We start from the raw sequence: 26,605 nt of genomic DNA, 5'->3' as shown, positions 1-26,605 counted from the left end.
ATAGACCTAAAATAACAAACAAAAAAAAGCTAGTTTCTTTACTGAAACTAGCTTTTTTTTATCTCTAAAACTTAATGCTACTTGATATTATTAACATCAATTTCTGAATCTGTATTGATCTTTTTAATTGTTTTATTGGTCAAACCAAATGGTTTTAATCTATGATTGAGATTCACTAAAATATAATCTTTTTCGACCGGAAATTTTTCAGCTATTACTTTATAGTGTTTTAAAAGCCTCTTGTCTTCTACTCCATTCAAAGCCTGTAAAACAATATGAATTACCCTGTTTGATTCATCATTAAGGCCGGATATAAAAGCATCAATATAATTACTTTTATTCTTCAATTTTCCCAGCGCATAATAAGCATCAACCCTTATATCTTCATTTTTATCATAAGTAAAAGGAATAATAATAGCTGCATAATCAAGATTCATTGCTTCTAATAAATAAGTACAAAAACTAAACGTTTCTTCATCATTAATGTTTTCAATATTCGCCTTTATAACTTCCAGCCAATCTGAACTTTTATCTTTTGCATACCAAAATACAAACTGAAAAACATCCAGTAAACTTTCATCTGAATAAGAAATTAGATGAGGTTTTGCACGTTCATAATCAAACTTGGTCAATATTTGAAGAATCGCTTTTTTAATTTCACCCGAACTTAATTCATATTGTTCTTCTAGAACATCTAAAGTTGCTGCATCTAATTTTTCCTTTTTCAGGATGCCGTTCAGGCATTCTGTTTTAGTATCGTGATTTTCTGTAGCAAAAAACACTTCTAAAATATAATCAGCCAATCCGCTTAAAGTATATTTAAACAAATCAGGTTGAGTCGTCATTATACTCTCTGGTATAATCTGATCTAACCATCTTTCGTACCAATCTAAAAAGTTAGATTCAAACGCAAAATATGGTTTCTGCCTGTCACTATCAACATTCACTATTCTTTCCTTAAATTCACCATTTAAAACAAGCGCATAATAATACGTACAGCCTTGCGTACCAACAGGCAATAATCCTGAAAATATTTTACCTAATTCAACCTCAAAATCTTCGGTAGAAATATCATCATCTTCTTCAATATTTTTATTCAAATCAGCCCAAAATTCATCCGTCATTTCAGGATATAATTTGCAATCTTCTTTTAGATATTGCTTAGTATTTTCATAGATTAGTTCATTGGTATTTTTTCCAAGCGGATAAATTCCATAGCCTGGCCCTGCAGCTGAATTTGCGTACGAGATTCCCCCATTACCAATATGAAGTAAAAAGGCTTTATAATCCTCCGGAAGCACTACATTATACTCGTTTTCAAAACTTAGAATCTCATCGATACTAACCGTTTCCCCTAAAGTATATTGATGACTACTCGCTCCGAATACTTTTAGATCCTTATCGGCATTTTTTGCAAGGATCAGCTTTCTTTTTATTCTTTCTATTTGGTTCAATTTGTCCATTTCCTACCCTTTATCTCTTCTTTTATTATAAAGTAAATACATTATAACTTTAAAACAACTCATACTACCAAACAAAAAAGCTGGTTTCAGTAAAGAAACCAGCTTTTTTTATCTATTTTAAAATGCGATTTTACATCTCACATTTTACAAAAATCATTTTATTATTATATAAATACGCTTAAAACATAATATATAATACCTGCTAATAAAGCTGAAATTGGAATGGTTAATATCCATGCCCAAATTAAACTTACTGTTACTCCCCAACGAACGGCAGAAACACGTTTTGTTAATCCAACCCCGATGATAGAACCTGTAATAGTATGCGTTGTACTTACCGGAATTTTTAAGTGCTCTGTAAAATAAAGCGTTAAAGCTCCAGCAGTTTCAGCAGCAACACCTTCAAACGAAGTTACCTTTGTGATTTTAGAACCCATTGTTTTCACAATTTTCCATCCACCACTTAAAGTTCCTGCAGCAATTGCAGAATAACATGCTAATGGAATCCAGCTTGGCATTCTGAAAGCACCATCTTCAGAAGGAAGCGCTACATCTAACCAGGCATCCATATGAACACCAGGATTTGTATTAATATAAACCACAACAGCTGCTGCAATAATACCCATTACTTTTTGTGAATCATTTCCTCCGTGACCTAAACTAAAAGCCGCAGAAGATAATAATTGCATTTTCTTTAAAGCTGCATCTGCCTGATGTAAATTCAAACTACTAAATATCAAACAAAAACCACTTACTGTCAATACAATAAATGCAACTAAAAACCATTTAATATTGTGCGGTTCAAAAGCAACACTCCAGAAAACAGAAGAAGCAAAACGAGGTTTGTGTCCGTCTTTTATAATTTCTTCATAAGGAATCATTTGTGTGTAAACGAACCAGATAGTTGCAATCATTAAAGCTACTGTAAAGATTTTTGGCCCGATACTTTTACGAGAAGCATTCAACAACCAAATCGAAATTAAGTAGGATGCCAAAGCTCCTAATAAAGGTGCTAAAACAATAAAAGCAATAATAATAAGAACCCCGGAAGGCATTCCGCCATCTTTACCGGCCTTATACCAGCTTACTATATCATACCAATGATGTGTAACTCCTTCTGCATCAACATAACCTGAGAAACCATGTATAGCGATAGCGTGAGCAACTGCTGCTCCGGCAAAACCACCAATAAGAGTATGTGATGAACTTGAAGGAATTCCTAACCACCAGGTCAATAAATTCCAACAAATAGCGGCAATAACTCCCGCTAAAATAACCACCAGGTCAATTTGCATTGTATCTGCTGTTTTAGCAACAGTATCCGCAACACCAAATCCGAAGACCCAATAAGCTAAAAAGTTAAAAAATGCTGCCCAAAGAACCGCCTGAAAAGGCGTTAGAACCTTTGTGGCAACAACTGTTGCAATAGCATTTGCCGCATCATGAAAACCATTGATGTAATCAAAAATTAAGGCTAATACTATAATAATTATAAGTAGCGTCATAAATTATAACTTCAGAATGAAATAAATTGAATTTAAGAATGTTTTACTGAAATAGATTCTAGTATGTTCGCAACACTCTTACATTTATCTGTTGCTGATTCTAAAACAGATAACACTTCTTTATATTTAATAATATTTTTAGCGTCTGTTTCGTTTTCAAAAATTTCAAAAACTGCTTTGTTATAAACGTTATCTGACTTGTTTTCCAGTTTATTAATTCTGGCACAAGCATCTTTTATGACTTTGAAATTCTGTAAATTTCTCAATTCTTTTACCGCACTATCAATGTTTTGACAAGCTTCAAGATTGATTTCGGTCATTTTTCTGATCGATTTTGTAATCTTATCAACCTGATACAATCTCATTCTGCTTGCAGCTCCGTGAAGGTAATCTGCAACGTTATCAATAGAAGTAATTAAGGTATGAATATCTTCTCTATCAAATGGCGTAATAAAGTTTCTGCTCAATTCAAGATTGGTCTGACGTGTAATGTCTTCTCCTCTTTGCTCTAATTCATCAATTCTCTGAAAAAGAACTTCTCTTTCTTTTAATGGAAGATTTACAGCTTCGTGTAAATTAGAAGCTAATTCAATTAAATTGCTTGAAGCCTCTTCAAAAAGTGGAAAGAATTTCTTGTCTTTCGGCACTAAAAATTGGAAAATACTGTTTATTGACATTTTTATATTTTTGATAGTGCAAAATTACTTCATTAATACTTTACAATGTTAAGCCATTGTTAACAAATCGTTTTCAATTTGGAAACTGTCAAGGAATTCAACGGTTTTTTCAATATCGTAATGCAGGATTCTATCCTCCTTAACTAACGGAACCACTTCTCTGTAGCTGCTCAAAAACATCTCGATAAAATCACTCGATTTTAGCGGTTCTCTATACGCAATTGCCTGAGAAGCATTCATCAATTCGATCGCCAGAATACGTTCTAAATTATCTAAAACGCGTAGTGCTTTTGTCGCTCCGTTTGCTCCCATACTCACATGATCTTCCTGCCCGTTGCTCGACACAATACTGTCTACACTTGAAGGTGTCGCCAATTGTTTGTTTTGACTTGCAATACTTGCAGCTGTATATTGCGGAATCATAAATCCTGAATTTAATCCTGGATTATCTACCAAAAATGCCGGAAGATTGCGCAATCCAGAAATTAACTGATAGGTTCTTCTTTCAGAAATACTTCCTAATTCAGCCAAAGCAATTGCCATAAAATCTAAGGCTAAAGCCAAAGGTTGTCCGTGGAAGTTTCCGCCAGAGATAATCTGATCGGCTTCGATAAATATATTTGGATTATCTGTAACTGAATTGATCTCGGTTTTAAATACTTTTCGAACATAATCGATCGCATCTTTTGAAGCGCCGTGAACTTGTGGCATACAACGGAAAGAATACGGATCCTGTACATGCTTTTTCTCCTGAGCAATAATCTCGCTTCCTTCAAGAAATTCATTAATACGTTGCGCCGTAACGATTTGCCCTTTGTGAGGACGTATAAAATGGATTAATTCATTAAATGGTTCGCTTCTTCCGTCAAATCCTTCTAATGAAATGGTACCTATTAAATCAGCTAAATAAGAATATTTATAGGCTTTTATTAAAATATGAGCTCCGTAAGCGCTCATAAACTGAGTTCCGTTTAATAATGCCAAACCTTCTTTTGATTGTAAAACAATTGGTTTCCAGTCAAAACGTTTTAAAACTTCGCTTGAAGCTACTTTTTTTCCTTCAAACAAAACTTCTCCTTCTCCTAATAAAGGCAAAGATAAATGTGCCAAAGGCGCTAAATCTCCAGAAGCTCCCAAAGATCCCTGAGTATAAATAATAGGTAAAATGTCATTATTGTAAAAATCAACCAAACGAGATACCGTTTGCAATTGAATTCCGGAATGTCCGTAACTTAAAGATTGAATTTTAAGCAACAACATCAACTTAACAATTTCAGCAGGAACTTCTTCTCCGGTTCCGCACGCATGCGACTTTACCAGATTCTCCTGAAGCTTTGATAAATTTTCATTCGAAATTTTCACATTACATAAAGATCCAAATCCTGTGTTGATACCATAAATAGGTTCAGAATGTGAGGCCATTTTTTTATCTAAATAATCACGACATTTTTGAACATTTACTTTTGCTTCTTCTGATAGTTCAAGTGTTTTACCATTGGCTATGATTTCTTGTAAAGCTTCTAAAGTTAGGATTTCAGTACTTATATAATGGATTTCTCTCATGTTGTTTGTATTTTAAGACATCAAAATTCAGCAAATCAATATTAAAAAGCAACATTTGTTCATAATAATTAAAATTTGCACTAATTCGATTTCGCTATTTTATTTATTTCATAATCCTTATCAGACAAAAAATCAGGTCTTTGTTTGTTAAAAACTCAGATTAGAATTTTATTCCATAAACTCAAAAAAAAGCATTTCCTACTTAGTATATAGATTAAATTCGATGATTTTTGAATCAATTTCAAAAATAATGATCCTTCAAACATTTTAAAGCATTAACAAAAAAAGCCTTAAATATAGGAATAAGTCATCTTTAGAGTTTTAATTTTAACGAATACTCAATATTGAATTGATGAGATTTGAATTTTTAAAATATTCGTAAAAAGGGAATTAGGTTTTTTAACTTTTAGAAAAAACTGTACTTTTGAAAAATCAAAATGAAAAGTAACAGCGCAAAATATCAATCTACAATGACAACTCCAACTAGAGTTGCAATTGCTGCTACAACAATTTCTACTACAACTACTACTACCCCTTAGGGGTATACATTTTATATATAATCCAGGTTATCTATACTTTTCTCATGAAAGAAGAAAGGCAATGGGTACATAAAAAACATTTACAAAACAAAAAAAATAGTCGCAGTTTTTAGTTTCAGTTCACAGTAAATAACCTTTGAACCTTTGTTACTCAAAATCTTTGCACCTTATTAAAAAACATCAAAATGAAAGTATTAAAATTTGGCGGAACTTCGGTTGCCAATGCTCAAAATATAAAACTCGTTCTCGAAATTATCAACCAGAATTCTAAACAAGATCAACTAGTAGTTGTTGTTTCAGCTTTAAGCAAAGTAACCGATTTATTGCAATTGGCTGCAGCAAAAGCAGCGGCAAACGACGAAGGCTTTAGAGATATTGTTGCTGAAATCGAGAAAAAACATCTTGATACCTTAAAAGATTTAATTCCGGTAAGCGAGCAAAGCAGCTTGTTAAGCCACGTAAAAAGAATCATCAATCACTTAGAAACTTTATTAGACGGTTGTTTTTTATTGGGAGAATTATCTCCAAGAACTGCCGATACTATTTTAAGTTTTGGCGAATTGCTTTCGTCTTATATCATCGCACAAGCATATCAGCAAGTAGATAAAAACGTAGTATATAAAGACAGTCGCGAATTAATCAAAACCAACAATAACTTCGGTAAAGCAGTTGTAAACTTTGAAGTTTCGAATAAATTGATTCAGGAATATTTTGGTGGAAACCAATATCAAATCAATATTTTACCGGGATTTATCGCTCAGACTACTGACGGAATCACTACAACTTTAGGTCGTGGAGGTTCTGATTATACTGCCGCCATTATTGCCGGAGCACTAAACGCATCACAATTAGAAATCTGGACTGACGTAAACGGAATGTTTACTGCTAATCCTAAAATTGTAAAACAAGCGCAGCCTATTGCCAATATTTCGTATCAGGAAGCGATGGAGTTATCGCATTTTGGTGCCAAAGTATTGTATCCGCCAACGATTCAGCCTGTTTTAAGAAAAAATATTCCAATTTTAATCAAAAATACTTTTGAGCCGGAAGCTGTAGGAACTTTAATTTCTAATCAGGTTTCATCAAAAGACACTGTTGTAAAAGGAATCAGCCATATCGATAATATTTCTTTGGTAACACTTGAAGGTCCGGGAATGATTGGCGTTTCGGGTTCATCAAAACGTTTGTTCGAAGTATTGTCTCAGGAAAAAATAAATGTAATTTTTATTACTCAGGCTTCTTCAGAGCATTCTATTTGTATCGGAATTTTAAATTCGGATGCTGAGAATGCCGAAGCTGCGATCAACAAAGCTTTTGAAGTTGAGATTTTACAAAACAAAATTGATCCTGCTATTGTAGAAAAAGACCTTTGTATCATTGCTTTGGTTGGTGAAAACATGAAAAATCACCAGGGTTTAAGCGGAAGAATGTTTAGTACTTTGGGTAAAAACAACGTAAACATCCGTGCTATTGCGCAAGGTGCTTCTGAACGTAATATTTCGACTGTAATTAACGAAAGAGACGTTAAAAAAGCATTGAATACATTGCACGAAAACTTCTTTGAAGAAAACACCAAACAACTGAATCTATTTGTAATGGGAGTTGGAAATGTGGGTGAAAAATTCATCGAGCAAATTCATAATCAAAGAAAGTTTTTAAAAGAAAATTTAAAGATTAATGTTCGTGTAATTGCTTTATCAAACTCCAGAAAAATGCTTTTTGATGAAGACGGAATTTCATTAAAAGACTGGCAATCGGCTTTAGACAAAGGCGAACACGCGATTCCAACAGAATTTATTGCACGCGCCAAAGAGCTTAATTTACGTAACAGTATTTTTGTGGATATTACAGCAAATGCAAGCGTTTCTGAAACTTACGAAAAATTCTTAAAACAAAGTATTGCCGTTGTAACTTGTAATAAAATTGCCTGTTCATCTGCTTACGATAATTATAAAAAACTAAAAAGTTTATCTCGTCAATACAACGCTCCGTTTTTATTTGAAACAAATGTTGGCGCGGGATTACCAATTATTGATACTGTAAAAAACTTAATTGCTTCGGGCGATAAAGTGCATAAAATTCAGGCGGTTTTATCAGGAAGTCTGAACTTCATTTTCAATAATTTTGATAAGAATAATTCTTTTCACGATGTTGTAAAAGAAGCCGGAGTTCAGGGATTTACTGAACCGGACCCAAAAATTGACTTAAGCGGAATCGACGTTGCGCGTAAAATCCTGATTCTTATTCGCGAAAGCGGTTACGAAATGGATATTGATGCCATCGCAAACGAATCATTCCTGCCGGCAGATTGTTTGGCAACAACTAATAATGAAGACTTTTTTGCTTCTTTAATTAAACATGCTGATCATTTTAATAAAATTTATGAGGAAGCTTTAGCCAAAGATTCAAGATTGAAATACGTTGCTCAATTCGAAAACGGAAAAGCAAGTGTTGGTCTTCAATTCATCCCGAAAGATCATCCTTTCTATAATTTAGAAGGAAAAGACAATATCGTACTTTTCTACACTGATCGTTACGTAGATCAGCCATTATTGATCAAAGGAGCCGGAGCCGGTGCAGCCGTAACCGCTTCAGGAATTTTTGCGGATGTAATTAGAATTGGGAATATATAAAGGGACTAAGGTTCTAAGTTGCTAAGGTTCTGAGTTTTTTTTTGAAACCTAATCTTAGCCTCTTAGAATCTCAGAACCTTAGAAAATAAAAAATAAATAGTTGCAAAGAAAAACTTAGAGCCTTAGCATCTTAGCAACTCAGAACCTTTAAAAAAAAATGGAAATAAAATTATTCTGTCCCGCTACAATTGCAAATCTTTCGTGCGGATTTGACGTACTTGGACTTTGCTTAGACAATGCGGGTGATGAAATGATTGTTCGAAAAACAGAACAAAAAGGAGTTCGTATTACTAAAATTGTGGGTGCCGATTTACCTTTAGAAACCGAGAAAAATGTTTCGGGTGTTGCGGCTTTAGCGATGTTAGAAGCTTATGAAAGAGATTTTAACCCGATAACTTTTGGGTTTGAGATCGAAATCTATAAAAATATCAAAGCCGGAAGCGGAATCGGAAGCAGCGCTGCAAGTTCTGCCGGAGCCGTTTTCGGGATTAATGAATTATTAGGACAACCTTATTCTCGTAAAGATTTGGTGCAGTTTGCGATGCAGGGCGAGAAATTAGCCAGCGGAAACGCTCATGCTGACAACGTTGCTCCTGCCCTTTTGGGTGGTTTTACTTTGGTAAGAAGTTATGCGCCGCTGGATATTATCAGAATTGATAGTCCTGAGGAATTATTCGCAACGGTGGTTCATCCTCAAATTGAGTTAAAAACATCTGATGCGCGTTCAGTATTAAAACAAACGGTTTCCCTAAAAAGTGCGATCATGCAATGGGGAAATGTAGGCGGATTAATTGCCGGTTTATACACCAAAGATTATGATTTGATAGGAAGATCGCTTCATGATGAAATCGTAGAACCATTAAGAAGTGTTTTGATTCCTGGTTTCGATTTGATCAAACAAACGGCTCTTGAAAACGGTGCTTTAGGTTCCGGAATTTCAGGTTCTGGTCCGTCGATTTTTGCTTTAAGCAGAGGAAAAAACACCGCAGACCAAATCGCAAAAGCCATGAGCGATGTTTACGAAAATATGAATTTGCCTTATGAAATTCACGTTTCGAAAATTAATCCAGACGGCGTAAGAATTATATAACACTAATTTCACGAATTATCACAAATTGGTTTGTGGAATAATTTAAACACAGAGAATTAGTGACAATCAGTGAAATTGGTGTTCAAATGAAACAACATGTCGTTTGTCAGGCTGAGCGAAGTCGAAGCCCACACAAAGTATAACACACACAGTTTGTCATTTCGACGGAGGAGAAATCTTCGCGAGAAGCTCGACAAAGATTGGACTCACGTTACGGAGTTACTCGCGGAGATTACTCGTTCCTCGGAATGACAAAAAAAACGAAAAACAATTATTAAAATTAAAAAATATCACCACAAAGCTTTGCGAACTCTGCGTTTTCAAAAGAAACAATTTCCTTGCGTCCTTTGCGGTTAAAAAAAATAACTATTGGAATTTGGAATTTCAAAAAATTGGAATTTGTTTCCGAAAATCTAAAATAAACCATGAAATACTACAGTTTAAACCATAATGCACCAGAAGTTTCGTTTAAAGAAGCTGTGATACAAGGATTAGCGAGTGATAAAGGATTGTATTTTCCTCAAACTATTACGCCTTTAAATCCTGCATTTTTTAACGTAATCGAAAATCTAAGCCATAACGATATCGCATTTGATGTGATTCAGCAATTTGTAGGTGATGAAATTCCTGAAGAAAATTTAAGAGAAATTATCGCCGAAACTTTAAGCTTTGATTTTCCGGTGGTAGAAGTCGAAAAAGGGATTTATTCTCTTGAATTATTCCACGGGCCAACCATGGCTTTTAAAGATGTTGGAGCGCGATTTATGTCACGTTGCCTGGCATACTTTAATAAAGACAAGAAAGACAGTAAAAATACCGTTTTAGTAGCGACTTCGGGAGATACCGGCGGTGCTGTCGCCAGCGGATTTCTAGGGGTTGACGGTGTTGATGTTGTGATTTTATATCCGTCAGGAAAAGTAAGCGATATTCAGGAAAAACAATTGACTACTTTAGGTCAAAACATTAAAGCACTTGAGGTTGATGGTGTTTTTGACGATTGCCAGGATATGGTAAAAAAAGCGTTTTTAGATGAGACTTTAGCGCACAAAAACCTGACATCGGCAAATTCTATCAATATTGCGCGTTGGTTGCCGCAAATGTTCTATTTCTTCTTTGCTTACAAAGCATTGAAAAGCCAAAACAAACCTTTAGTTTTTTCTTGCCCAAGTGGAAACTTTGGTAATATCTGTGCCGGAATTATGGCCAAGAAATTAGGTTTACCAATCGAACATTTTGTAGCCTCTACAAACGTAAACGATACCGTACCAAGATTCTTAGAAAGCGGAAAATACGACCCAAAACCTTCTAAAGCCACAATTTCTAATGCGATGGACGTTGGAAACCCAAGTAACTTTATTAGAATTCAGGAATTATATAATAACGATTTAAAGGCTTTCGAAAAAGACTTTTCTTCTTATAGTTATACTGACGAAGAAACTTTAGCAGCCTTAAAACAAATTTACAATACCAACGGTTACATCGCAGAACCTCACGGCGCTGTTGGATATTTAGGTTTGAAAAAAGAATTACAAAAGCACGAAAATGCAATTGGTATTTTCTTAGAAACGGCACATCCTATTAAATTTTTGGATGTAGTTGAACCTGCTTTAGGAATTACACTTCCTATTCCGGAACAAATTGAGAGTGTTATTAATGAGGATAAAATTAGTGTGAAGATTAAGAGTTATGAGGAATTGAAGGCATTTTTGGGCTAAAAAACATATGATAAATGATTAAAGCGAGTAAAGAAATTTTACTCGCTTTTTTATTTGCATAACCTCTTAATAAATATACCGAATACGGAAATCCGTAAAAATTCAAGATAAAAAACACTTATATTTGAAAAGTAAGAAGACGAAATAAAGTTTCGCACATCTCCCTTATTCAGGTGTATAAACGAAATTTTATCTCGCCTATAAACAAGTTAGGTGCAATTATAACAAAACAAATGACAACAGAATTAATTGAAATTGAAGATGTTCTAATTTTTATACATGAACTATCTGAATCAGGTGACAATCTAATACTTGAAGCCAAGATAAAAGGAGAAAACTTTTTAGTAGGACCTTATTCGTATTCTAAACATCAACGTCATAATCCAACAGGAGAATATCATCTTCATGTTTACAAAAAGAACAATGAAATATTTTCCATTAATCAAAGTGGCAAGGGTCATGATGGTTATTCAGGAACAGCGATTCCAAACAAAGTTTTTAATGAATTAAAGATTAAATTTCCAACTTGGAATTGGCCAGATAGTCAGATAATAGAATCATTATTAATTGCAAAGGGTATGAATTCAAGAAATCATTTAAGGCCAGTGACCGTTTTTCCATATCAAATTGAGTTGAATCAACATGATGGGTTCAAAGGCTACTTTCACACTTTCGCAGATGATCCGTTTTTAACTGGAGGAAATGGTGGATGGAAGAATAAAACTATTGCAATCATTGAATCCGAAGATGGTCATGTTCGAAAAGTACCGGTTGACAAATTCAAATTTATAGATATAGAAAATTGAGTTTGAAGAATAAATTGATTAGAGTCAACAACAGTTGAAAATAAATACAAACGCGATAAGAATTAAATACACTATTATTGAAATTAATGAGTGAAATAGCAGACATAATATCGATTATTGGTTTTATCATCACAATTTGGACATTCATCAAAATCTGGGACAATACTAAACAGCTTAGAGAATTGAATAAAAAAAACTTCTTTATTAATCGATTACCGGATAATCTAAAAGACTTAAAAAAATCTAGTTCAAAAATTTCAATTCTAATTTCAAATATTGATGGAAACAAAAATGAAATTTTGGTAGAGATCTCGAATTTATCTCCAATTTTAAAATCAACAAAAAAATCTTTGAAGGATAATGATTTAGAACATTATAAACTATTGGAAACGGAAGTTAATAAACACAAAATTACATTCGTCGACATTAATAATGTAAATTGGTTTAGAAAATTCTTTAATCAGTACAATATTCTTGATGAAAATTATGCTAGAAATATCTATCGATATCTTACTACTTTTATAACAGACATAGAAAACATGAATAAAGATTTTAAAAAAGATTTATTAAAATGAGAAATACAAATTCAGATTTTATATTGACATTAATTCAAAAAACAAATCAGAACGAAGTCAAATGGGAAATAGTCAAACACACAATTGATTTACCTCATGATGAAAAAATAACGAGTAAAATTTATGTTACTACTATAAATGATAAAAAATTTAGAGTGTATGAATATCAATATAAACACTACATTGATGAAGATGAATGGCTTTGGAATCAAAGAAAAAGAATTGAAATGATTGATGATGATAATGAAAAACTTTACGAGTTTGATTATGACTATTCGGTTAGTGATTTATTTGATTCAGTGACTAGACAAACCTCAGGTATCGATGACTTTCTAAAGGACTTTTTAGCATAGCTGCACCTAACAGTCGTTACACGAGATTTGAGCATTTGGCTAAATTTAAAAATGGTTTTGTACTTGGAAAATTTGTGCATAAGGGAAAAAACTCGCCTCTTTAATCCCAAAACTCGTGTAGTCTTAGAACGTTCGCCACAATATATAAGTTAATCGAAAATAAAGAACTCCACAAATGGTAGATAAAATTGAATTGATTAAAAAACTATTAAATTCAGATTTTGAAAAAAACTTATTTGAAGCTAGTTTATGGAATTTACAAGACAGAAAAAACAAGCTTCGTTTTAATAATTTTGCATATAGCATTCGAGAATTATCAAGACATTTTTTGTATTCACTATCTCCAGATGAAAATATTTTAAAATGTAGTTGGTATAAAAATGAAACGGATAAAAAAAATGGAGTCACTCGTGCCCAAAGGATTAAGTATGCAATTCAATCCGGTCTTGATGATAAATTTGTCAATGACAATTTGATTGATTTAGAAGAAATAAAAGAAATAAGAATTGAAATAGCGGAATCTATTGATGTTTTAAATAAATACACACATATTAACCCCAATTCATTTGATATTGAAGAAACAGAAATTGAATATCTATCAAACAATGTAATAAAAGCGTTGTATAATTTTGCATCTACCATTCTTCAAACAAAAAAGCAAATCCTAGATGCATTAGATAATGAAATTAATGAGGAATTCATACAACGTGTCGTTTACGAAAACATTGATGAAATTTCTCTTCTTTCTACACACCAGTCAGTCCATGCAATTGTTCCAGAACAATTTAATCTTAAGAAAATAGACAGTAATTCAATTTATATAGATGTCGAAGGATATGTTGAAGTTACATTACAATGGGGCTCAAATAGCGACTTAAAAAATGATATAGGCGCTGAAATGCACACTTCATTTCCATTTTGTGCTTTAATCAAAATCAAAATAGAAGATGATATCGAAAATGCAGATATTGAATTTGAAAAATTTGATGTGGATGTTAGTGATTGGTATGAATGATACTACAGCTAACAATTACTACCTCCCGCTAGCACGGGCGCCCCGCTCGTGAACACAAAAAAAAATCAAAAACCAATTAGAACGTTCACGAGCGGGACGCTCGCGCTAGCAATTGACGCATACTAACACAAAAAAAGACCTCATCGAAGGTCTCTTTTCATTTTTATATATCTTCAAAAACTGTTATTTCCCGTTCAATAATTTCTCCAAATACTCAACTTTATCTTTTTCAGCTTGCACCAAACGTTCATAAAGTTCAACTACTTTATCCAAAGGATTAAAAGTACAATTGCAATTGTAAATTGCGCTTTGATCTTGAAAAGTATTTCCAATAATATTAAAAACCGCTTCTTCCGAAAAGTTTTTAATTGCTTCAACAGAAACTTCAAGAGCTTTTGCAATCTCAATTAGTTTTTGTTCGTCTACAGTTTCGCTGTTTTCAATAGCCGAAATAGTCTGCTGATTTGTTCCTATAGCCTGTGCCAGAGCTTCCTGTTTCATATCTTTAAGCTCTCTGATACGGCTTATATTTCTGCCGATATGTTTTGGTTTTATTGCTGTACTCATAATTCAAAGATATTTAAAATTCTTAAACGAAAATAAATTTAGGTAAAAAACAAAGCAGTTTTTGTAAGATACTATTTTCATAATTTCTATATTAGCTAGCTCGAGAGTAATTATCAATTATTAATCTTATCATAAAATGGCAATCTGGCAATATCTTTTAATCGTAGTTCCTGAAAATTCTATTGATAAAAATTACAATATTTTTGAAAATAATGAAACTGAATTTTTACCAGATACAGATTCTTTCTGGGAAAATTTTGATGGTGATATTTCTTCTATTATTTCTGAACTTGATCAAATTATTCCAAAAGCAAACTGGGGCGATGAAACTTGTTTGAATTGGAAAGGAAATGGAAATAATGAAGAAGATAACGATGCCTGTATTTGCTTAAATGATGACAAAACCAAAATTAAAGAATTTCAGTTCCGAATTGATTTAAGGAAAGCATCCAATATTATAAATGTTCTTCAATCAATTTTAAATCTCTGCAAAAAAAATCAATTTGTTTTAATTGATTTAAAAGGACAAATCTTTAAACCCGAAATAGAATCTATTATTGAGAGTTTGAAAAGTTCAAATGCAATAAAATTTATTACCGAACCAATACTATTTTTTGAGAATTTAGAAAATAAAGAAAATTAATTTCAAATGAAAAAAGAGCATAGAATCATACTTGATTTATTAGAAGAGCATTTAGAAAAAAATCCAAGTCAAAGATTTGGGCAGGCTCTTTTTAATTTAGGTGTTAATCAATTTCAGGAAACCACTGATCCAAGAAATCCTAATTATAATTTAAGAGATATTTATAACGACGCTGATTTACATATTATGGAAAGAATTAAAAATCGCTTAGGTTTGATTGAAGCTCAAAAAAATAATTAAATCATTAGTTCACTAACCTCGAGCTTTAGCTGTAGTTAGCATTTTAATATGATTCGGCTAAAGCCATTTTCTCTTCTAATTTTGTTTCTCCAGCTAAAGCTGGAGTCTATTCAAATCTTTTTCTTCGGCTAGCGCGGGCGTCCCGCTCTTGAACACAAAAAAAATCAAAGCCAAATTGAAACGTTCCCAAACAGGGCGCTCGCGCTAACAAGGTATTAATGAAGAAAAAGTAAGCGTGAAGATAAAAACTTACGAAGAATTAAAAGATTTTTTGGGATAATGTCCCTCATTATAAAAACCTAAAAAACCACAAATCATACTTAAAACAAGCTAGTACAATTTGTGGTTTTCTGTTAGAAAAATGTTTTATTTTCTCCTATTAATTATAAGTAAAAGTAGCTTTAGCATCTTTAAAATCTAAACCTACATAATTTTTAAGATCATCGAAAGTAGTTCCTGATACTATAATTTCTTTTAATCTCTTTTCAGTATCCAAAGTTCTTTTTAGAGTCATTGTTTTAAAAGATCTCGGATATGGCGCTAAATTAGTATATTCATGATCTATTTTTACAATATTATTAGTGCTCTTTTTTCCAAATTTATCTTGTAGTATAGAATAAAGCGTATTGTAACTATAAAGCAATGGAGTTTCATACGTATAATCACTACCTTTTACATAAGCATCAGCATCATAAGTGTAATTAATCGTATAGCTAAATTTTGCACGAACTAAATTAACCTCGGCTTTGGTAATATTTCCATTCTGTTCTTCAAAATTCACTTCACTAACTAATGCATAACTAGGAGAAAACGTATTTTTACTGTATATTTTAACTTTAGAAATATATTGATTTTTATAGGTATAAAGTGTTGAATCAGAATAAGTATTTACAACCTCAGGGTTACTTTCATTCACATTAGTTTGATGATTTACAATTGATTCAACACTTCCAGCTTTTAAATGAATTGATCTTTTCGAATTTATTTTAACGCCAGTAATATTGTCTTCTAATTGATTAACCTCGATTAAATCAGAGTTAACATAAGTAATTCCATAAACAAATCCGCCTTCTTTTACTTTTACAATTTTATTTTCGTTATCGTATTCATAAGATTCTTTATCACGTACAATCCCGATGTATGGATGATTAGGATAAGAAAAAGAAACTAGTTTTTGATTTTTCAGATCGATAACCGGTGGTTCTACAACAATTGGGTCAGCATTAGAATCATCAGAAGAACATGATGTTATTGCGACACTTAGTAAAGGTAAAAAAAATAGTAGTTTTGGAAATTTCATAAAATTGGTAAATTAATAATATTAGGTTTAAATTTTCGTGGCAATATTAAGACATTAATCTTACAATAAAAATTATCCACACTAGTTAAATCTATAAAACAGAAAAGAAAAATATTAATTTAAGTAGTTTAAAAAAAAGATCAAATAATCTTTATTTTTGTTTCACTTTTTTTAATTGCCTTTCCTCTTTATTTTCGTTTACCGGAAGAAACTATTCAAAATTACTGTGACTTTTACTACTACTTTGATTACTTTCACATCTATTGGAACATTGGAATGGCTTTAGTTTTAGCAGCTCATTTTACTTATTGTTATTTAATCAATAGAAAATCAAAAAACACTTAGCTAAAAATTTTGAATTACATTTTTTATGTAATTATTTTTTGGATAGCCTCCCGCTTTAACTGGAGGGTAATAAGTGACGATCAAAAAGGCTTTAGCCAAAACGGAAGGTTATTCAATAAAAAATCAGAAACTTCCTTACTAAACACTTTCATAAAATGCCCTGGTCTTCTTAAAGACTAAAATCATCACTTACTATTTTTTTATATCTTTAAAAACTCTAATCCTGGTCAACTATTTAGAACATCAAAATCCCAAATAATAACACACCAATACTTCTATGAAAAAAACTTTAATTTCATTCCTTTTAGTTGGATTTTTTACTTCATACGCTCAGGAGTCAAAACCAAAATCAGCCGATAAACCGCCGGTTGTAAAAGAAGAAAATTCACCTGCCAACCTTACTTTCAATCCGGATTCTCAGGTTATCACAAATCATACGACTACAATAAAAGGACAAAAAGTTCCTTATAAAGCCACAACCGGAACGATGCCTGTCTGGGACGAAGACGGAAAAGCAATTGCCGGATTATTCTATACGTATTATGAGCGCTCTGATGTAAAAGATCGGGATTCACGTCCTTTAGTTATTTCATTTAATGGTGGTCCGGGTTCTGCTTCGGTTTGGATGGAGATTGCTTACACGGGACCAAGTTTGTTAAATATTGATGATGAAGGATACCCTGTACAGCCTTACGGAATAAAGGAAAATCCATATTCTATTTTAGATGTTGCTGATATCGTTTTTGTAAATCCCGTCAATACAGCGTATTCAAGACCTACAAGCAAAGAAATCCCTACTACAAAATTCTTCGGTGTAAATGCCGACATCAAATACCTAGCCGATTGGATCAATGGTTTTGTAACCCGCTCTAATCGTTGGGCTTCACCTAAATATCTGATAGGAGAAAGCTATGGTACAACTCGCGTTTCGGGATTAGCGCTTCAATTACAAAACAATCAATGGATGTACCTCAACGGAGTAATTTTGGTATCTCCTACTGATTTAGGAATAACCCGTGGTGTTGTTTCTAATGCTGCCCTTAAACTCCCTTATTTTGCAGCTACCGCCTGGTATCATAAAATGCTTAGTCCTGATCTTCAAAACAAAGATTTAACTGCTATGTTACCCGAGGTTGAAGATTTTACCATCAACGAACTTCTTCCTGCATTGAGTAAAGGAGGATCTCTGGAAGAGCAAAAAAGAAAAGAAATTGCTACTAAAATTGCACATTATTCTGGTATTTCTGAGAAAGTGATCCTGCAAAATAATTTAGACGTTCCGTATGATTATTTTTGGAAAGAACTCTTAAGAGATAAAGGTTATACAGTAGGAAGACTTGATTCCAGATATAAAGGAATTGACCGTAAGGATTCTGGTGAAAGTCCTGATTTTAATGCTGAACTTACATCATGGCTACATTCTTTTACGCCTGCCATCAATATGTATGTTCGTAATAATCTTAATTACAAAACAGATTTTAAATACAATATGTTTGGTTCTGTACATCCCTGGGACAGATCTAATGATAAAACAGGAGAAAACCTGAGACAAGCCATGGCTCAAAATCCGTATTTACATGTAATGGTGCAATCAGGATATTATGATGGTGCGTGTGACTATTTTAATTCTAAATACAATTTATGGCAAATGGATACGAGCGGAAAACTAAGCGATCGAATGTCATGGAAAGGCTACAGAAGCGGTCATATGATGTATTTAAGAAAAGCTGACTTAGAAGCTGCAAATGAAGACATCAGAACATTCATAAAGCAATCATTGCCTAAAGCTGGCGAACCTGCAAAATATTAATCTAATTTTAAAAAAGCTAAATTACAATTACTATAATTCATGATCTCAAAATCAACATTACAAGATATTCCATCATTAACAACCTTAATAAACTCAGCTTACAGAGGTGAAACTTCTAAAAAAGGCTGGACAACAGAAGCGCATTTATTAGCAGGAAAAAGAACCACCGAAGAAGAATTAGAACAAATCATTTTAGATCCTAAAAATACATTCCTGAAATATACAGAGAACGACAAAATTATCGGATCGGTTTTATTGGTCGAAAAAGGAGATCAATTGTATGTGGGAATGTTAACGGTTTCTCCTGAATTACAAAATAGCGGCATCGGAAAAAAAATGTTGGCAGAAGCTGAAATTCATGCTAAAACGGTAGGATTGTCTACGCTTAGTATGACCGTTGTTTCGGTTCGTTCAGAACTTATTGCGTGGTACAAGCGTCATGGTTATGTAGAAACTGGCGAAAGAGAGCCTTTTCCTTCAAGTGATATTCATATTAATATTTCTGATAAGCCTTTAGAATTTATCTTTTTAGAAAAAAGGCTTTGAGAATTTAACCGCTAAGTTCGCTAAGCTTTTTATTGGTTGACTTTATAATCTCGCAAAGGCGCAAAGGCGCAAAGTTTTTTTATCCTATAGTGATAATAAGTTCCTTTGCAAACAGGATTAAAGATGTATTTGGAAACTTGAAATCTTATTAAAATATTCAATAAATGAACATACGCCTTTTGTCTAAAAAAGATAGTAAATCCTCTATTTGGAGTGGCGGGTTGACGTATGAATATATGATATATCCAGAAACGGCAAATTACATTGATAGAGATTTTTTATTCAGAATAAGCAGTGCTACAATCGAGCAAGCGCCTTCGGAGTTTACCAAATTTAAAGGTTATTATCGCTATTTGGTTATGCTGGATAATGGCTTAGATATTGAGATCAACAACGAAAAAAAATCATACGGGAAGTATGAAATCATGGAATTTAAATCTGATGATGAAGTGACTTCTTACACAAAAGGCATTGATTTTAATTGGATGGTTTCTGAAAAAGTAAGCCATCATAAATTGAAAATAACCAATAATAATCAGAATTGTAAGGCCGAAATAATAGTTTTATATTCTTTAGATACAACCTTTATTAAAATTAATGAGAAGCCGTACGATTTGAATCCTTATGATGTATTAATCGTTGAAAATCCAGAAAAGGAAAATATAATGATTGACTTTTCTAATGAATGTCTTTTTGGGATATTGGATTTTTAATCCTCAAATTTTTCAGATTTCAGGTTTCAGGTTTAACCGCAAAGTGCGCAAGGATTTACGCAAGGGTCGCTAAGTTTTTTTAATCGCGCAAAGACGCAAAGTCGCAAAGTTTATTTATTTTTTTACCATATAAGTGATATAAGTTCATTTTAGAAAAACAATCCATGATAATCTGTCTAATCAGTAAAATCTGTAGGCTATTTCTCTATAGAAAACTTAAATTTTCTTATATCACTTATATGGTTTAAAAACTTGGCGACTTTGCGCGATTTTTTTAAAGTCTTAGAAACTTAGCATCTCAGAACCTTAGCACCTCTTCTTAATCTTGGATAAAAATTCGTGCGAAACACCCAAGTAAGACGATAAATTTCTATTGTTGATTTTATCTACTTTGTGAGCATACTTTTCGATAAACTCCAAATATCTCTGTTTCGAGGTTTTATTTAAGACATCTATCAATCGTTGCTGTATGGCAATATTTGCCTTTTCGACCATAATGATGTGAAACTGGATTAATTTGGGCACTTGTCCAAATAAGATCGTTTTGTTGGTTTTATTAATCACGAGAATTTCGCTGTCTTCAATTGCCTTGATGTTGTAGGTTGTCGGCTTTTGATGGTAGAAACTTTCGAGATCACACATCCATTCGTTTTCGAACGAAAAGAAAATTACACTTTCGGTGCCATTATCATTCAAAATGTAGGTTTTGAAAGCACCTTTTAAAATAAAGCCTTCGTAGGAACTGTTAGAATTCTGAATTTGTAGGTATTCATTTTTCTTCAGTTTAATAAACTCGGCTTTTTCAACAATAAAATTCCATTCCTGATCTGTTAGCGGAATTTTACGTTCAATACTTAATCGTAGGTTTTTATACATGTGGTTTTTACTTTTATTCTTACTTAGGGGCGTAAGTAGATGATGAATGAAAAATAATGTAATCGATTACGTAAAAGTATTCTTTTTATGCATTTTTGTAAATTAACAACTGTTAAAAAAACACTTTTAGTCGATTTATTTTCAAAATATTGAACTTGTTCAACTTTTTAGCAAATATTTATAGTCAGTTTTGCACTATTAAATTATATAAACCCCCAAATTTATTATTATGAAAATCAAATCAACAATCTCAGTGTTTCTACTAACTCTGATTTTAGGTTTTGCATCGTGCAACACCGAAGAAGTTGCTTCGTCTGCCAATGAAGAAAGTGCTAGTATTGAAGCTACTACAACTGTATCTGGTAATGTAACCTCAAAAATTGGAAATTGTGCTCAGGTTCCGGGATGGGCTTCGCAAAACGGAAGTGTAACTGGCGGAGGATCTGCCGCTGAAACAAATGTTACTACTTATGCCCAGTTGAAATCTGCCATTGAAAACAGTTCTGTAAAAGTGATCAAAGTTACCGGTACTATTACGGTTACAACAAGATTGTCATTACAAGATCAAACCGGAAAAACTATTTACGGTGCAAATGGCGCCAAATTAGTTTCGACGAACCAAACTAAAGATGCGTCCGGGATTATCAACATCAAAAGATGCAAAAACTTAATCATCAGAAATCTTATTTTTGAAGGGCCCGGAGCTTATGATACTGACGGATGGGATAATGCAATTCTTGACGAATGTACAAACGTATGGGTAGATCACTGCGAATTCAGAGATGGTGTTGACGGCAACTTCGACATTAAAAACAAATCTGATTACATAACAGTTTCGTACACGAAATTTGGCTACCTAAAAGCTCCAAAACCAGGTGGATCAGGAGGTTCTGATGATCACAGGTATTCAAACCTAATTGGTTCAAGCGACGGTGCTACAGGAGACCGTGGAAAATTAAGAATTACTTTCGCTCGTTGCTGGTGGGCTCCTGGATGTAAAGAAAGAATGCCAAGAGTACGTTTTGGAAAAGTGCATTTAGTAAACAACTTCTTCAACAGTACAGTAAGCAACAAATGTATTGCAGCAGGTTTTGAAGCTGATATTCGTGTTGAAGCAAACGTTTTTGAAGGTGTAAAAACCCCAATCGATTTAATGACGGGTTATACAGCTGTTACAGCAGTTGATAATGTTTTTACCAATACTACAGGAAATCAGGCAGGAAGTAAAACTTCTTTCACTCCTCCTTATTCAATTGTAAAACTGGATAAAACAGCTGTGAAAGCTGATGTTTCGGCTAATGCAGGAGCAACTTTAGGCGGAAACATTTGCGGATCGTTTTAAATATTAAGAGTTAGTTTAGTTTTAAACCACGAATTACAGTAATGTAGTTCGTGGTTTTTTATTTTATTTTAGGATTTAAGATTTAAGATTTAACCGCAAAGTACGCGAGGATTTACGCAAGGGTCGCTAAGTTTTTGTTTCTCGCAGATTCTGCAGATTGTTTTAATGTTAAAAAACAAAAACCTAGAAAATCAGCAACTTAGAAAATCAGTAACTTAGAATCTTAGCATCTTAAAAAAAATGTTAGACGCACTGCTGTGCGTCTCTACGGAAAACCTTTGAACCTTTGAACCTTTGTAGCTTTGTAGCTTTGTAGCTTTGAACCTCTTTTTAAAGCACCAATTCTTCAAACAAACGCTGAATTGTTTTTTCTAAATCCTGAGACAATCCTGAATGTGGTCTTGAAGTCTGAATGGCCGAACTTCGAATCGCGGTTAACCAACGAAAACGTTCCGGAATTTCCATTGCTCCTATTGGGCCGCTGTCTTTGGTTCCGTTTACTATTTTTTCTAATGCGATAACGTTACAATGCAGTTGTTCGATATCAAAATCGTTTGATAAGGCTGCGATTTTCGCATCGTTTATGTGGTGCAATACTTTTATAAATTTGGCTCTTTTACAAAACAAAATGATTCCGATATTCAGGAATTCTTCGCGCTCTACTCTGGGTACCACACGAATTACGGCATACTCATATAAGTGACTATCTTGCATTTTGCGCTTGATTTACAAAGATTTCTGAATTGTTTAATCGGGTTTGCAAAAATTGTAGGTATACGTTACGCAAGGCTTCCGGCGTTTCGTCGCTGTCTTCCCACTCCAGCCATTCTAACGGAATTGTGTTTACAATATCTTCGAGAATTTGTGGTGTTAAAAGTGCTTTATATTCGGCATCGACTTCTTTTAAAAGTGAGGCTTGTGGCAATAAAACATGGTCTTTTATCAATGCAAACGGACTTTTGGCATGTTGTTCCCAATTGTTCCAGGAATGATGAAAATACAAACATGCACCATGGTCAATCAACCATAATTCTTTGTGCCAAATTAGCATATTGGTGTTTCTAAACGTACGATCTACATTGGTAATATAAGCGTCCAGCCAAACAATTTGCGACGCTAGTTTTGCATCGACAGTAGTTACAACGGGATCGAATGTTATAGCGCCTGAAAGGAAATGTAAAGCCAAATTTAATCCTTGGCTTCCTTGCAATAAATCCTGAATTTCTTCGTCGCCTTCGTTTCTTCCAAAAGCTTCATCGAGATTGGCGAAAACCAATTCCGGAAGCTGCAATTTTAAGGCTTTAGCAATTTGTCCGCCAACTAATTCGGCTATTAGGGCTTTTACGCCGTGACCGGCTCCTCTAAATTTTAATACGTATTTAAAATCGTCGTCGGCTTCTGCCAAAGCGGGTAAAGATCCGCCTTCGCGTAAAGGTGTTATATAACGTGTAACGTTTACCGTTCTGAGATCAAAATTGTTTTTCATTTTTTTAAAGATTCAAAGATGCTAAGGAACTGAGTTGCTAAGTTTCTAATCTTTGACATTACAAACTTACGATTTTTGATTTTTTTATTTAACCGCAAAGTTCGCAAAGATTTACGCAAAGAGCGCTAAGATTTTTTATGTTAGTATAAAGGATTGTAAGAAAGTACGCGGATGAAACGGATTCGCTTCGCGAAAACGCGGATTTGCACAGATTTTTAATTCTTTTGTTTGCGATTTTTTCAGGAGCTAATCCCGCTATACGTTCCAATCTTTTGTGGCGAACCCCGCCACAAAAGGATTTCCTCTGCTATCGGGGCTAGGGCACTCATTTTCATAACAACATTTTCGTCTAATATGTCATTTTCTAATTATCTAATTATCTCATTTTCTAATTCCAAAAAGGCTTTTCCCAAATTCTCGATAATATCTGATGCTATAAACGATTGATAACCGGTTTGTGGTAAAGCAATATCAGCGGTTAATCCGTGGAGGAAAACACCTAATTTTACGGCATATCTGGGTTCGTAACCTTGGGCAATACAACTGGTAATGATTCCGGTTAGGGTGTCGCCGCTTCCGGCTGTGGCCAGGGCGGCGTTTCCGGTGGTGTTTTCGTAGATTTCACTTTTATTAATGATGTAAGTTGGTGCGCCTTTCATGACGATGATGAGCTTGTATTTTTCGGAAAAGGCGATTGTTTTTTGAAATTTTTCAGATTCTGAATTCCATTTGCCTATTAAGCGTTCGAGTTCTTTAGGATGAGGTGTTAAAATGGTGTTTTCAGGAACTAATGATAACCAGGATTGGTTTTCGGCGAGGATGTTTAATGCATCGGCATCGAGAACTAAAGGAGCTTTGTTGATCCGTAAAAACTCGAATAAGGCTTTTTGTGTTCCTAGCTCCTTCCCTATTCCGGGACCAATTGCAATGGCTTGCGGTTGTATAGGAAAATGAATATTGGTGATAAAATTGGTATTTTCGTCGGTTACGACCATAGCTTCGGGAATGGAAATTTGGAGGATTTGGTAGCCGCATTTTGGTGTAAAAGTGGTTACGAGTCCGCAACCGGATTTAAGGCAGGATTTTGAGGCTAAAACGGCTGCTCCTATTTTGCCATAGCTTCCGGCAATAATCACGGCATGTCCCTGTAGTCCTTTGTGTGTATGAGGATTTACGGGTTTGTAGAATTTAAGAATTTCTTCTTTGGTGATTAAAAGCGGATTTTTCATTTGGGCTATTTATTGTATTATTTTAATTTTTAATCACTTTTGGTTTTAGGTTGAGGTTATTAGAACGCTGATTGAACGGATTTACTTCGTAAAAACGCGGATAAAAACTGATTTTTATTTGGTGGATTTATCTACGCTTTTCATTGTTTTTGATTCTAAAAATTAGTTGATTAAAGTTACATAAAAAATTGAAAAGGAAAGTGGTTCTTGTTTACTGAATGTCCTAGCCCAGATTACAGTGGAAAGCCCGGAGTAAAAAAAGCAAAAGTTTCTTGTTCTAAAAAAGCGACCAACGGAAGCTCTTTTTAGAACATTAGAAACTTTGCTTTTTTTATGAGGACATGCAACGAAAAGCTGGAATTGCTCCTAATTATTGCGAAATTTATAATTTAGACTATCATTTTTATATATTTTTTGAATAAATTTGCGACACAATTTTATAAAACAACACAATGAAAAATACTGCGCTTACGCACATACATGAGAGTTTGGGAGCGAAAATGCTGCCTTTTGCGGGTTATAATATGCCTATTACTTATGAGGGAATTAACGCTGAACACGAAACGGTTCGTACTGGTGTGGGCGTTTTTGACGTTTCGCATATGGGTGAATTTTTGTTGACGGGTCCAAATGCTTTGGCTTTGATTCAGAAAGTGACTTCAAATGATGCTTCGACTTTGACTATTGGAAGAGCGCAATATTCTTGCTTGCCTAACAATGAAGGCGGAATCGTAGATGATTTGATTGTGTATAAAATGAAAGATGAGGAGTATTTACTGGTTGTAAATGCTTCGAATATTGATAAGGACTGGAACTGGATTTCTTCGCACAATGATTTGGGTGTTGAAATGAAGAACCTTTCTGATGATTACTCTTTATTGGCAATTCAGGGACCAAAAGCGGTTGAGGCGATGCAATCTTTATCGTCTTTAGATTTGGCTGCGATTCCTTATTACCATTTTGAAGTAGGTGATTTTGCTGGTTTTAGCGATGTAATTATTTCTGCAACTGGTTATACTGGTTCTGGCGGATTTGAAATTTACTGCAAAAACGAAGATGCTGAAGCAATCTGGAATAAAGTTTTTGAGGCTGGAGCAGCTTTTGGAATCAAACCAATTGGTCTTGCTGCTCGTGATACTTTGCGTCTTGAAATGGGATTTTGTTTGTACGGAAACGATATCAACGATACCACTTCTCCGCTTGAAGCAGGATTAGGCTGGATTACTAAATTCACAAAAGATTTTACCAATTCTGAAGGTTTGAAAAAACAAAAAGAGGCTGGTGTTACTAAAAAATTAGTGGCTTTTGAAATGCAGGAACGCGCGGTGCCAAGACACGATTACGAAATTGTTGATGCAACTGGCGAAGTAATTGGTATTGTAACTTCTGGAACCATGTCGCCTTCTATGAACAAAGGGATTGGTTTAGGATATGTTACAGTAAGTAATAGCGCGGTTGATAGCGATATTTTTATTAGAATTAGAAAAAATGATGTTCCGGCTAAAGTGGTAAAATTACCGTTTTATAAGAAATAGTTTTTTAAAACATAAATATTTTGAAAATGCATTGCTATT

The 26,605-nt window shown here is 33.7% G+C and carries 24 protein-coding genes; 14 read left to right on the top strand and 10 right to left on the bottom strand.

Annotated features, from left to right (window positions below):
• Window positions 1-77: 77 nt before the first annotated feature.
• The 4 genes from L0669_RS13410 to hutH all read right to left on the bottom strand — a co-directional run bounded on the left by L0669_RS13410 (window position 78) and on the right by hutH (window position 5,208).
• Window positions 78-1,463 carry an SMI1/KNR4 family protein gene (locus L0669_RS13410; RefSeq protein WP_263758205.1) on the bottom strand — a complete coding sequence of 462 codons (1,386 nt, stop codon included), beginning with the start codon at window positions 1,461-1,463 and terminating at the stop codon, window positions 78-80.
• Between the two features lie 164 nt (window positions 1,464-1,627).
• The gene (locus tag L0669_RS13405) at window positions 1,628-2,968 is read right to left on the bottom strand and encodes an inorganic phosphate transporter (protein WP_263758204.1); all 1,341 of its coding nucleotides are present in this window, start codon (window positions 2,966-2,968) and stop codon (window positions 1,628-1,630) included.
• Between the two features lie 32 nt (window positions 2,969-3,000).
• On the bottom strand, window positions 3,001-3,645 hold the full coding sequence (locus tag L0669_RS13400) for a DUF47 domain-containing protein (RefSeq protein ID WP_173971924.1): 645 nt from the start codon (window positions 3,643-3,645) through the stop codon (window positions 3,001-3,003).
• Window positions 3,646-3,693: 48 nt separating this feature from the next.
• Window positions 3,694-5,208, bottom strand: coding sequence for a histidine ammonia-lyase (gene hutH / locus L0669_RS13395; protein WP_263758200.1), 1,515 nt, complete (start codon window positions 5,206-5,208; stop codon window positions 3,694-3,696).
• A gap of 724 nt (window positions 5,209-5,932) precedes the next feature.
• Here hutH and thrA point away from each other — a divergent pair.
• The 7 genes from thrA to L0669_RS13360 all read left to right on the top strand — a co-directional run bounded on the left by thrA (window position 5,933) and on the right by L0669_RS13360 (window position 13,934).
• Window positions 5,933-8,380, top strand: a complete 2,448-nt coding sequence (gene thrA, locus L0669_RS13390; protein WP_263758198.1) for a bifunctional aspartate kinase/homoserine dehydrogenase I — start codon at window positions 5,933-5,935, stop codon at window positions 8,378-8,380.
• A 157-nt stretch (window positions 8,381-8,537) separates the two neighbouring features.
• The gene (locus L0669_RS13385) at window positions 8,538-9,470 is read left to right on the top strand and encodes a homoserine kinase (RefSeq protein WP_263758196.1); all 933 of its coding nucleotides are present in this window, start codon (window positions 8,538-8,540) and stop codon (window positions 9,468-9,470) included.
• Between the two features lie 425 nt (window positions 9,471-9,895).
• On the top strand, window positions 9,896-11,185 hold the full coding sequence (gene thrC, locus L0669_RS13380) for a threonine synthase (RefSeq protein WP_263758195.1): 1,290 nt from the start codon (window positions 9,896-9,898) through the stop codon (window positions 11,183-11,185).
• A 233-nt stretch (window positions 11,186-11,418) separates the two neighbouring features.
• The gene (locus L0669_RS13375; protein ID WP_263758194.1) at window positions 11,419-11,991 is read left to right on the top strand and encodes a hypothetical protein; all 573 of its coding nucleotides are present in this window, start codon (window positions 11,419-11,421) and stop codon (window positions 11,989-11,991) included.
• 86 nt (window positions 11,992-12,077) lie between these two features.
• On the top strand, window positions 12,078-12,566 hold the full coding sequence (locus tag L0669_RS13370) for a hypothetical protein (protein ID WP_263758193.1): 489 nt from the start codon (window positions 12,078-12,080) through the stop codon (window positions 12,564-12,566).
• Window positions 12,563-12,919, top strand: a complete 357-nt coding sequence (locus L0669_RS13365; RefSeq protein WP_263758192.1) for a hypothetical protein — start codon at window positions 12,563-12,565, stop codon at window positions 12,917-12,919. Before L0669_RS13370 ends, L0669_RS13365 begins: the two co-directional genes overlap by 4 nt.
• Window positions 12,920-13,094: 175 nt before the next feature.
• A complete protein-coding gene (locus tag L0669_RS13360) occupies window positions 13,095-13,934 on the top strand; it encodes a pPIWI-associating nuclease domain-containing protein (protein ID WP_263758191.1) in 840 nt (279 codons plus the stop codon).
• Between the two features lie 183 nt (window positions 13,935-14,117).
• Here the strand turns inward: L0669_RS13360 and L0669_RS13355 are convergent, their stop codons facing one another.
• Window positions 14,118-14,501 carry a helix-turn-helix domain-containing protein gene (locus tag L0669_RS13355; RefSeq protein WP_263758190.1) on the bottom strand — a complete coding sequence of 128 codons (384 nt, stop codon included), beginning with the start codon at window positions 14,499-14,501 and terminating at the stop codon, window positions 14,118-14,120.
• Window positions 14,502-14,637: 136 nt separating this feature from the next.
• Here L0669_RS13355 and L0669_RS13350 point away from each other — a divergent pair, with 136 nt between their 5' ends.
• Both L0669_RS13350 and L0669_RS13345 read left to right on the top strand, forming a co-directional pair.
• Complete coding sequence (locus L0669_RS13350; protein WP_263758189.1) at window positions 14,638-15,144, top strand: hypothetical protein; 507 nt, start codon at window positions 14,638-14,640, stop codon at window positions 15,142-15,144.
• Between the two features lie 6 nt (window positions 15,145-15,150).
• The gene (locus L0669_RS13345) at window positions 15,151-15,384 is read left to right on the top strand and encodes a hypothetical protein (RefSeq protein ID WP_263758188.1); all 234 of its coding nucleotides are present in this window, start codon (window positions 15,151-15,153) and stop codon (window positions 15,382-15,384) included.
• A 379-nt stretch (window positions 15,385-15,763) separates the two neighbouring features.
• Here the strand turns inward: L0669_RS13345 and L0669_RS13340 are convergent, their stop codons facing one another.
• On the bottom strand, window positions 15,764-16,684 hold the full coding sequence (locus L0669_RS13340) for a hypothetical protein (RefSeq protein ID WP_263758187.1): 921 nt from the start codon (window positions 16,682-16,684) through the stop codon (window positions 15,764-15,766).
• Window positions 16,685-17,306: 622 nt separating this feature from the next.
• Here L0669_RS13340 and L0669_RS13335 point away from each other — a divergent pair.
• The 3 genes from L0669_RS13335 (at window position 17,307) to L0669_RS13325 (ending at window position 20,098) form a co-directional block, all read left to right on the top strand.
• On the top strand, window positions 17,307-18,839 hold the full coding sequence (locus tag L0669_RS13335) for a S10 family peptidase (RefSeq protein ID WP_263758186.1): 1,533 nt from the start codon (window positions 17,307-17,309) through the stop codon (window positions 18,837-18,839).
• Between the two features lie 39 nt (window positions 18,840-18,878).
• Complete coding sequence (locus tag L0669_RS13330; protein WP_263758185.1) at window positions 18,879-19,385, top strand: GNAT family N-acetyltransferase; 507 nt, start codon at window positions 18,879-18,881, stop codon at window positions 19,383-19,385.
• A 164-nt stretch (window positions 19,386-19,549) separates the two neighbouring features.
• Window positions 19,550-20,098: a HutD family protein gene (locus L0669_RS13325; protein ID WP_263758184.1), complete on the top strand. Its 549-nt coding sequence runs from the start codon at window positions 19,550-19,552 to the stop codon at window positions 20,096-20,098.
• Between the two features lie 306 nt (window positions 20,099-20,404).
• Here L0669_RS13325 and L0669_RS13320 read toward each other — a convergent pair whose 3' ends face one another.
• Window positions 20,405-20,974, bottom strand: coding sequence for a Crp/Fnr family transcriptional regulator (locus L0669_RS13320; RefSeq protein WP_263758183.1), 570 nt, complete (start codon window positions 20,972-20,974; stop codon window positions 20,405-20,407).
• A gap of 229 nt (window positions 20,975-21,203) precedes the next feature.
• On the opposite strand from L0669_RS13320, the gene L0669_RS13315 reads away from it, so the two are divergent.
• Window positions 21,204-22,316, top strand: coding sequence for a pectate lyase family protein (locus tag L0669_RS13315; RefSeq protein WP_263758182.1), 1,113 nt, complete (start codon window positions 21,204-21,206; stop codon window positions 22,314-22,316).
• A gap of 330 nt (window positions 22,317-22,646) precedes the next feature.
• Here L0669_RS13315 and L0669_RS13310 read toward each other — a convergent pair whose 3' ends face one another.
• From L0669_RS13310 to L0669_RS13300, 3 genes are all read right to left on the bottom strand, one after another.
• The gene (locus tag L0669_RS13310) at window positions 22,647-23,030 is read right to left on the bottom strand and encodes a DUF3037 domain-containing protein (RefSeq protein ID WP_173969129.1); all 384 of its coding nucleotides are present in this window, start codon (window positions 23,028-23,030) and stop codon (window positions 22,647-22,649) included.
• Window positions 23,020-23,802, bottom strand: coding sequence for a HipA family kinase (locus tag L0669_RS13305; protein WP_173969130.1), 783 nt, complete (start codon window positions 23,800-23,802; stop codon window positions 23,020-23,022). The genes L0669_RS13310 and L0669_RS13305 overlap by 11 nt, the downstream gene beginning before the upstream one ends.
• A 368-nt stretch (window positions 23,803-24,170) precedes the next feature.
• Window positions 24,171-25,031, bottom strand: a complete 861-nt coding sequence (locus L0669_RS13300; RefSeq protein ID WP_263758180.1) for an NAD(P)H-hydrate dehydratase — start codon at window positions 25,029-25,031, stop codon at window positions 24,171-24,173.
• Window positions 25,032-25,483: 452 nt separating this feature from the next.
• Between L0669_RS13300 and gcvT the strand changes: the two genes are divergently transcribed.
• The gene (gcvT, locus tag L0669_RS13295) at window positions 25,484-26,566 is read left to right on the top strand and encodes a glycine cleavage system aminomethyltransferase GcvT (RefSeq protein ID WP_263758179.1); all 1,083 of its coding nucleotides are present in this window, start codon (window positions 25,484-25,486) and stop codon (window positions 26,564-26,566) included.
• The last annotated feature ends 39 nt before the right edge of the window (window positions 26,567-26,605 follow it).

It is taken from the genome of Flavobacterium bizetiae (assembly GCF_024271895.1).
GTDB classification, from domain to species: domain Bacteria; phylum Bacteroidota; class Bacteroidia; order Flavobacteriales; family Flavobacteriaceae; genus Flavobacterium; species Flavobacterium bizetiae.
Note: the sequence above shows the minus strand (reverse complement) of the source record. Positions and strands in the feature narration are given on the sequence as shown.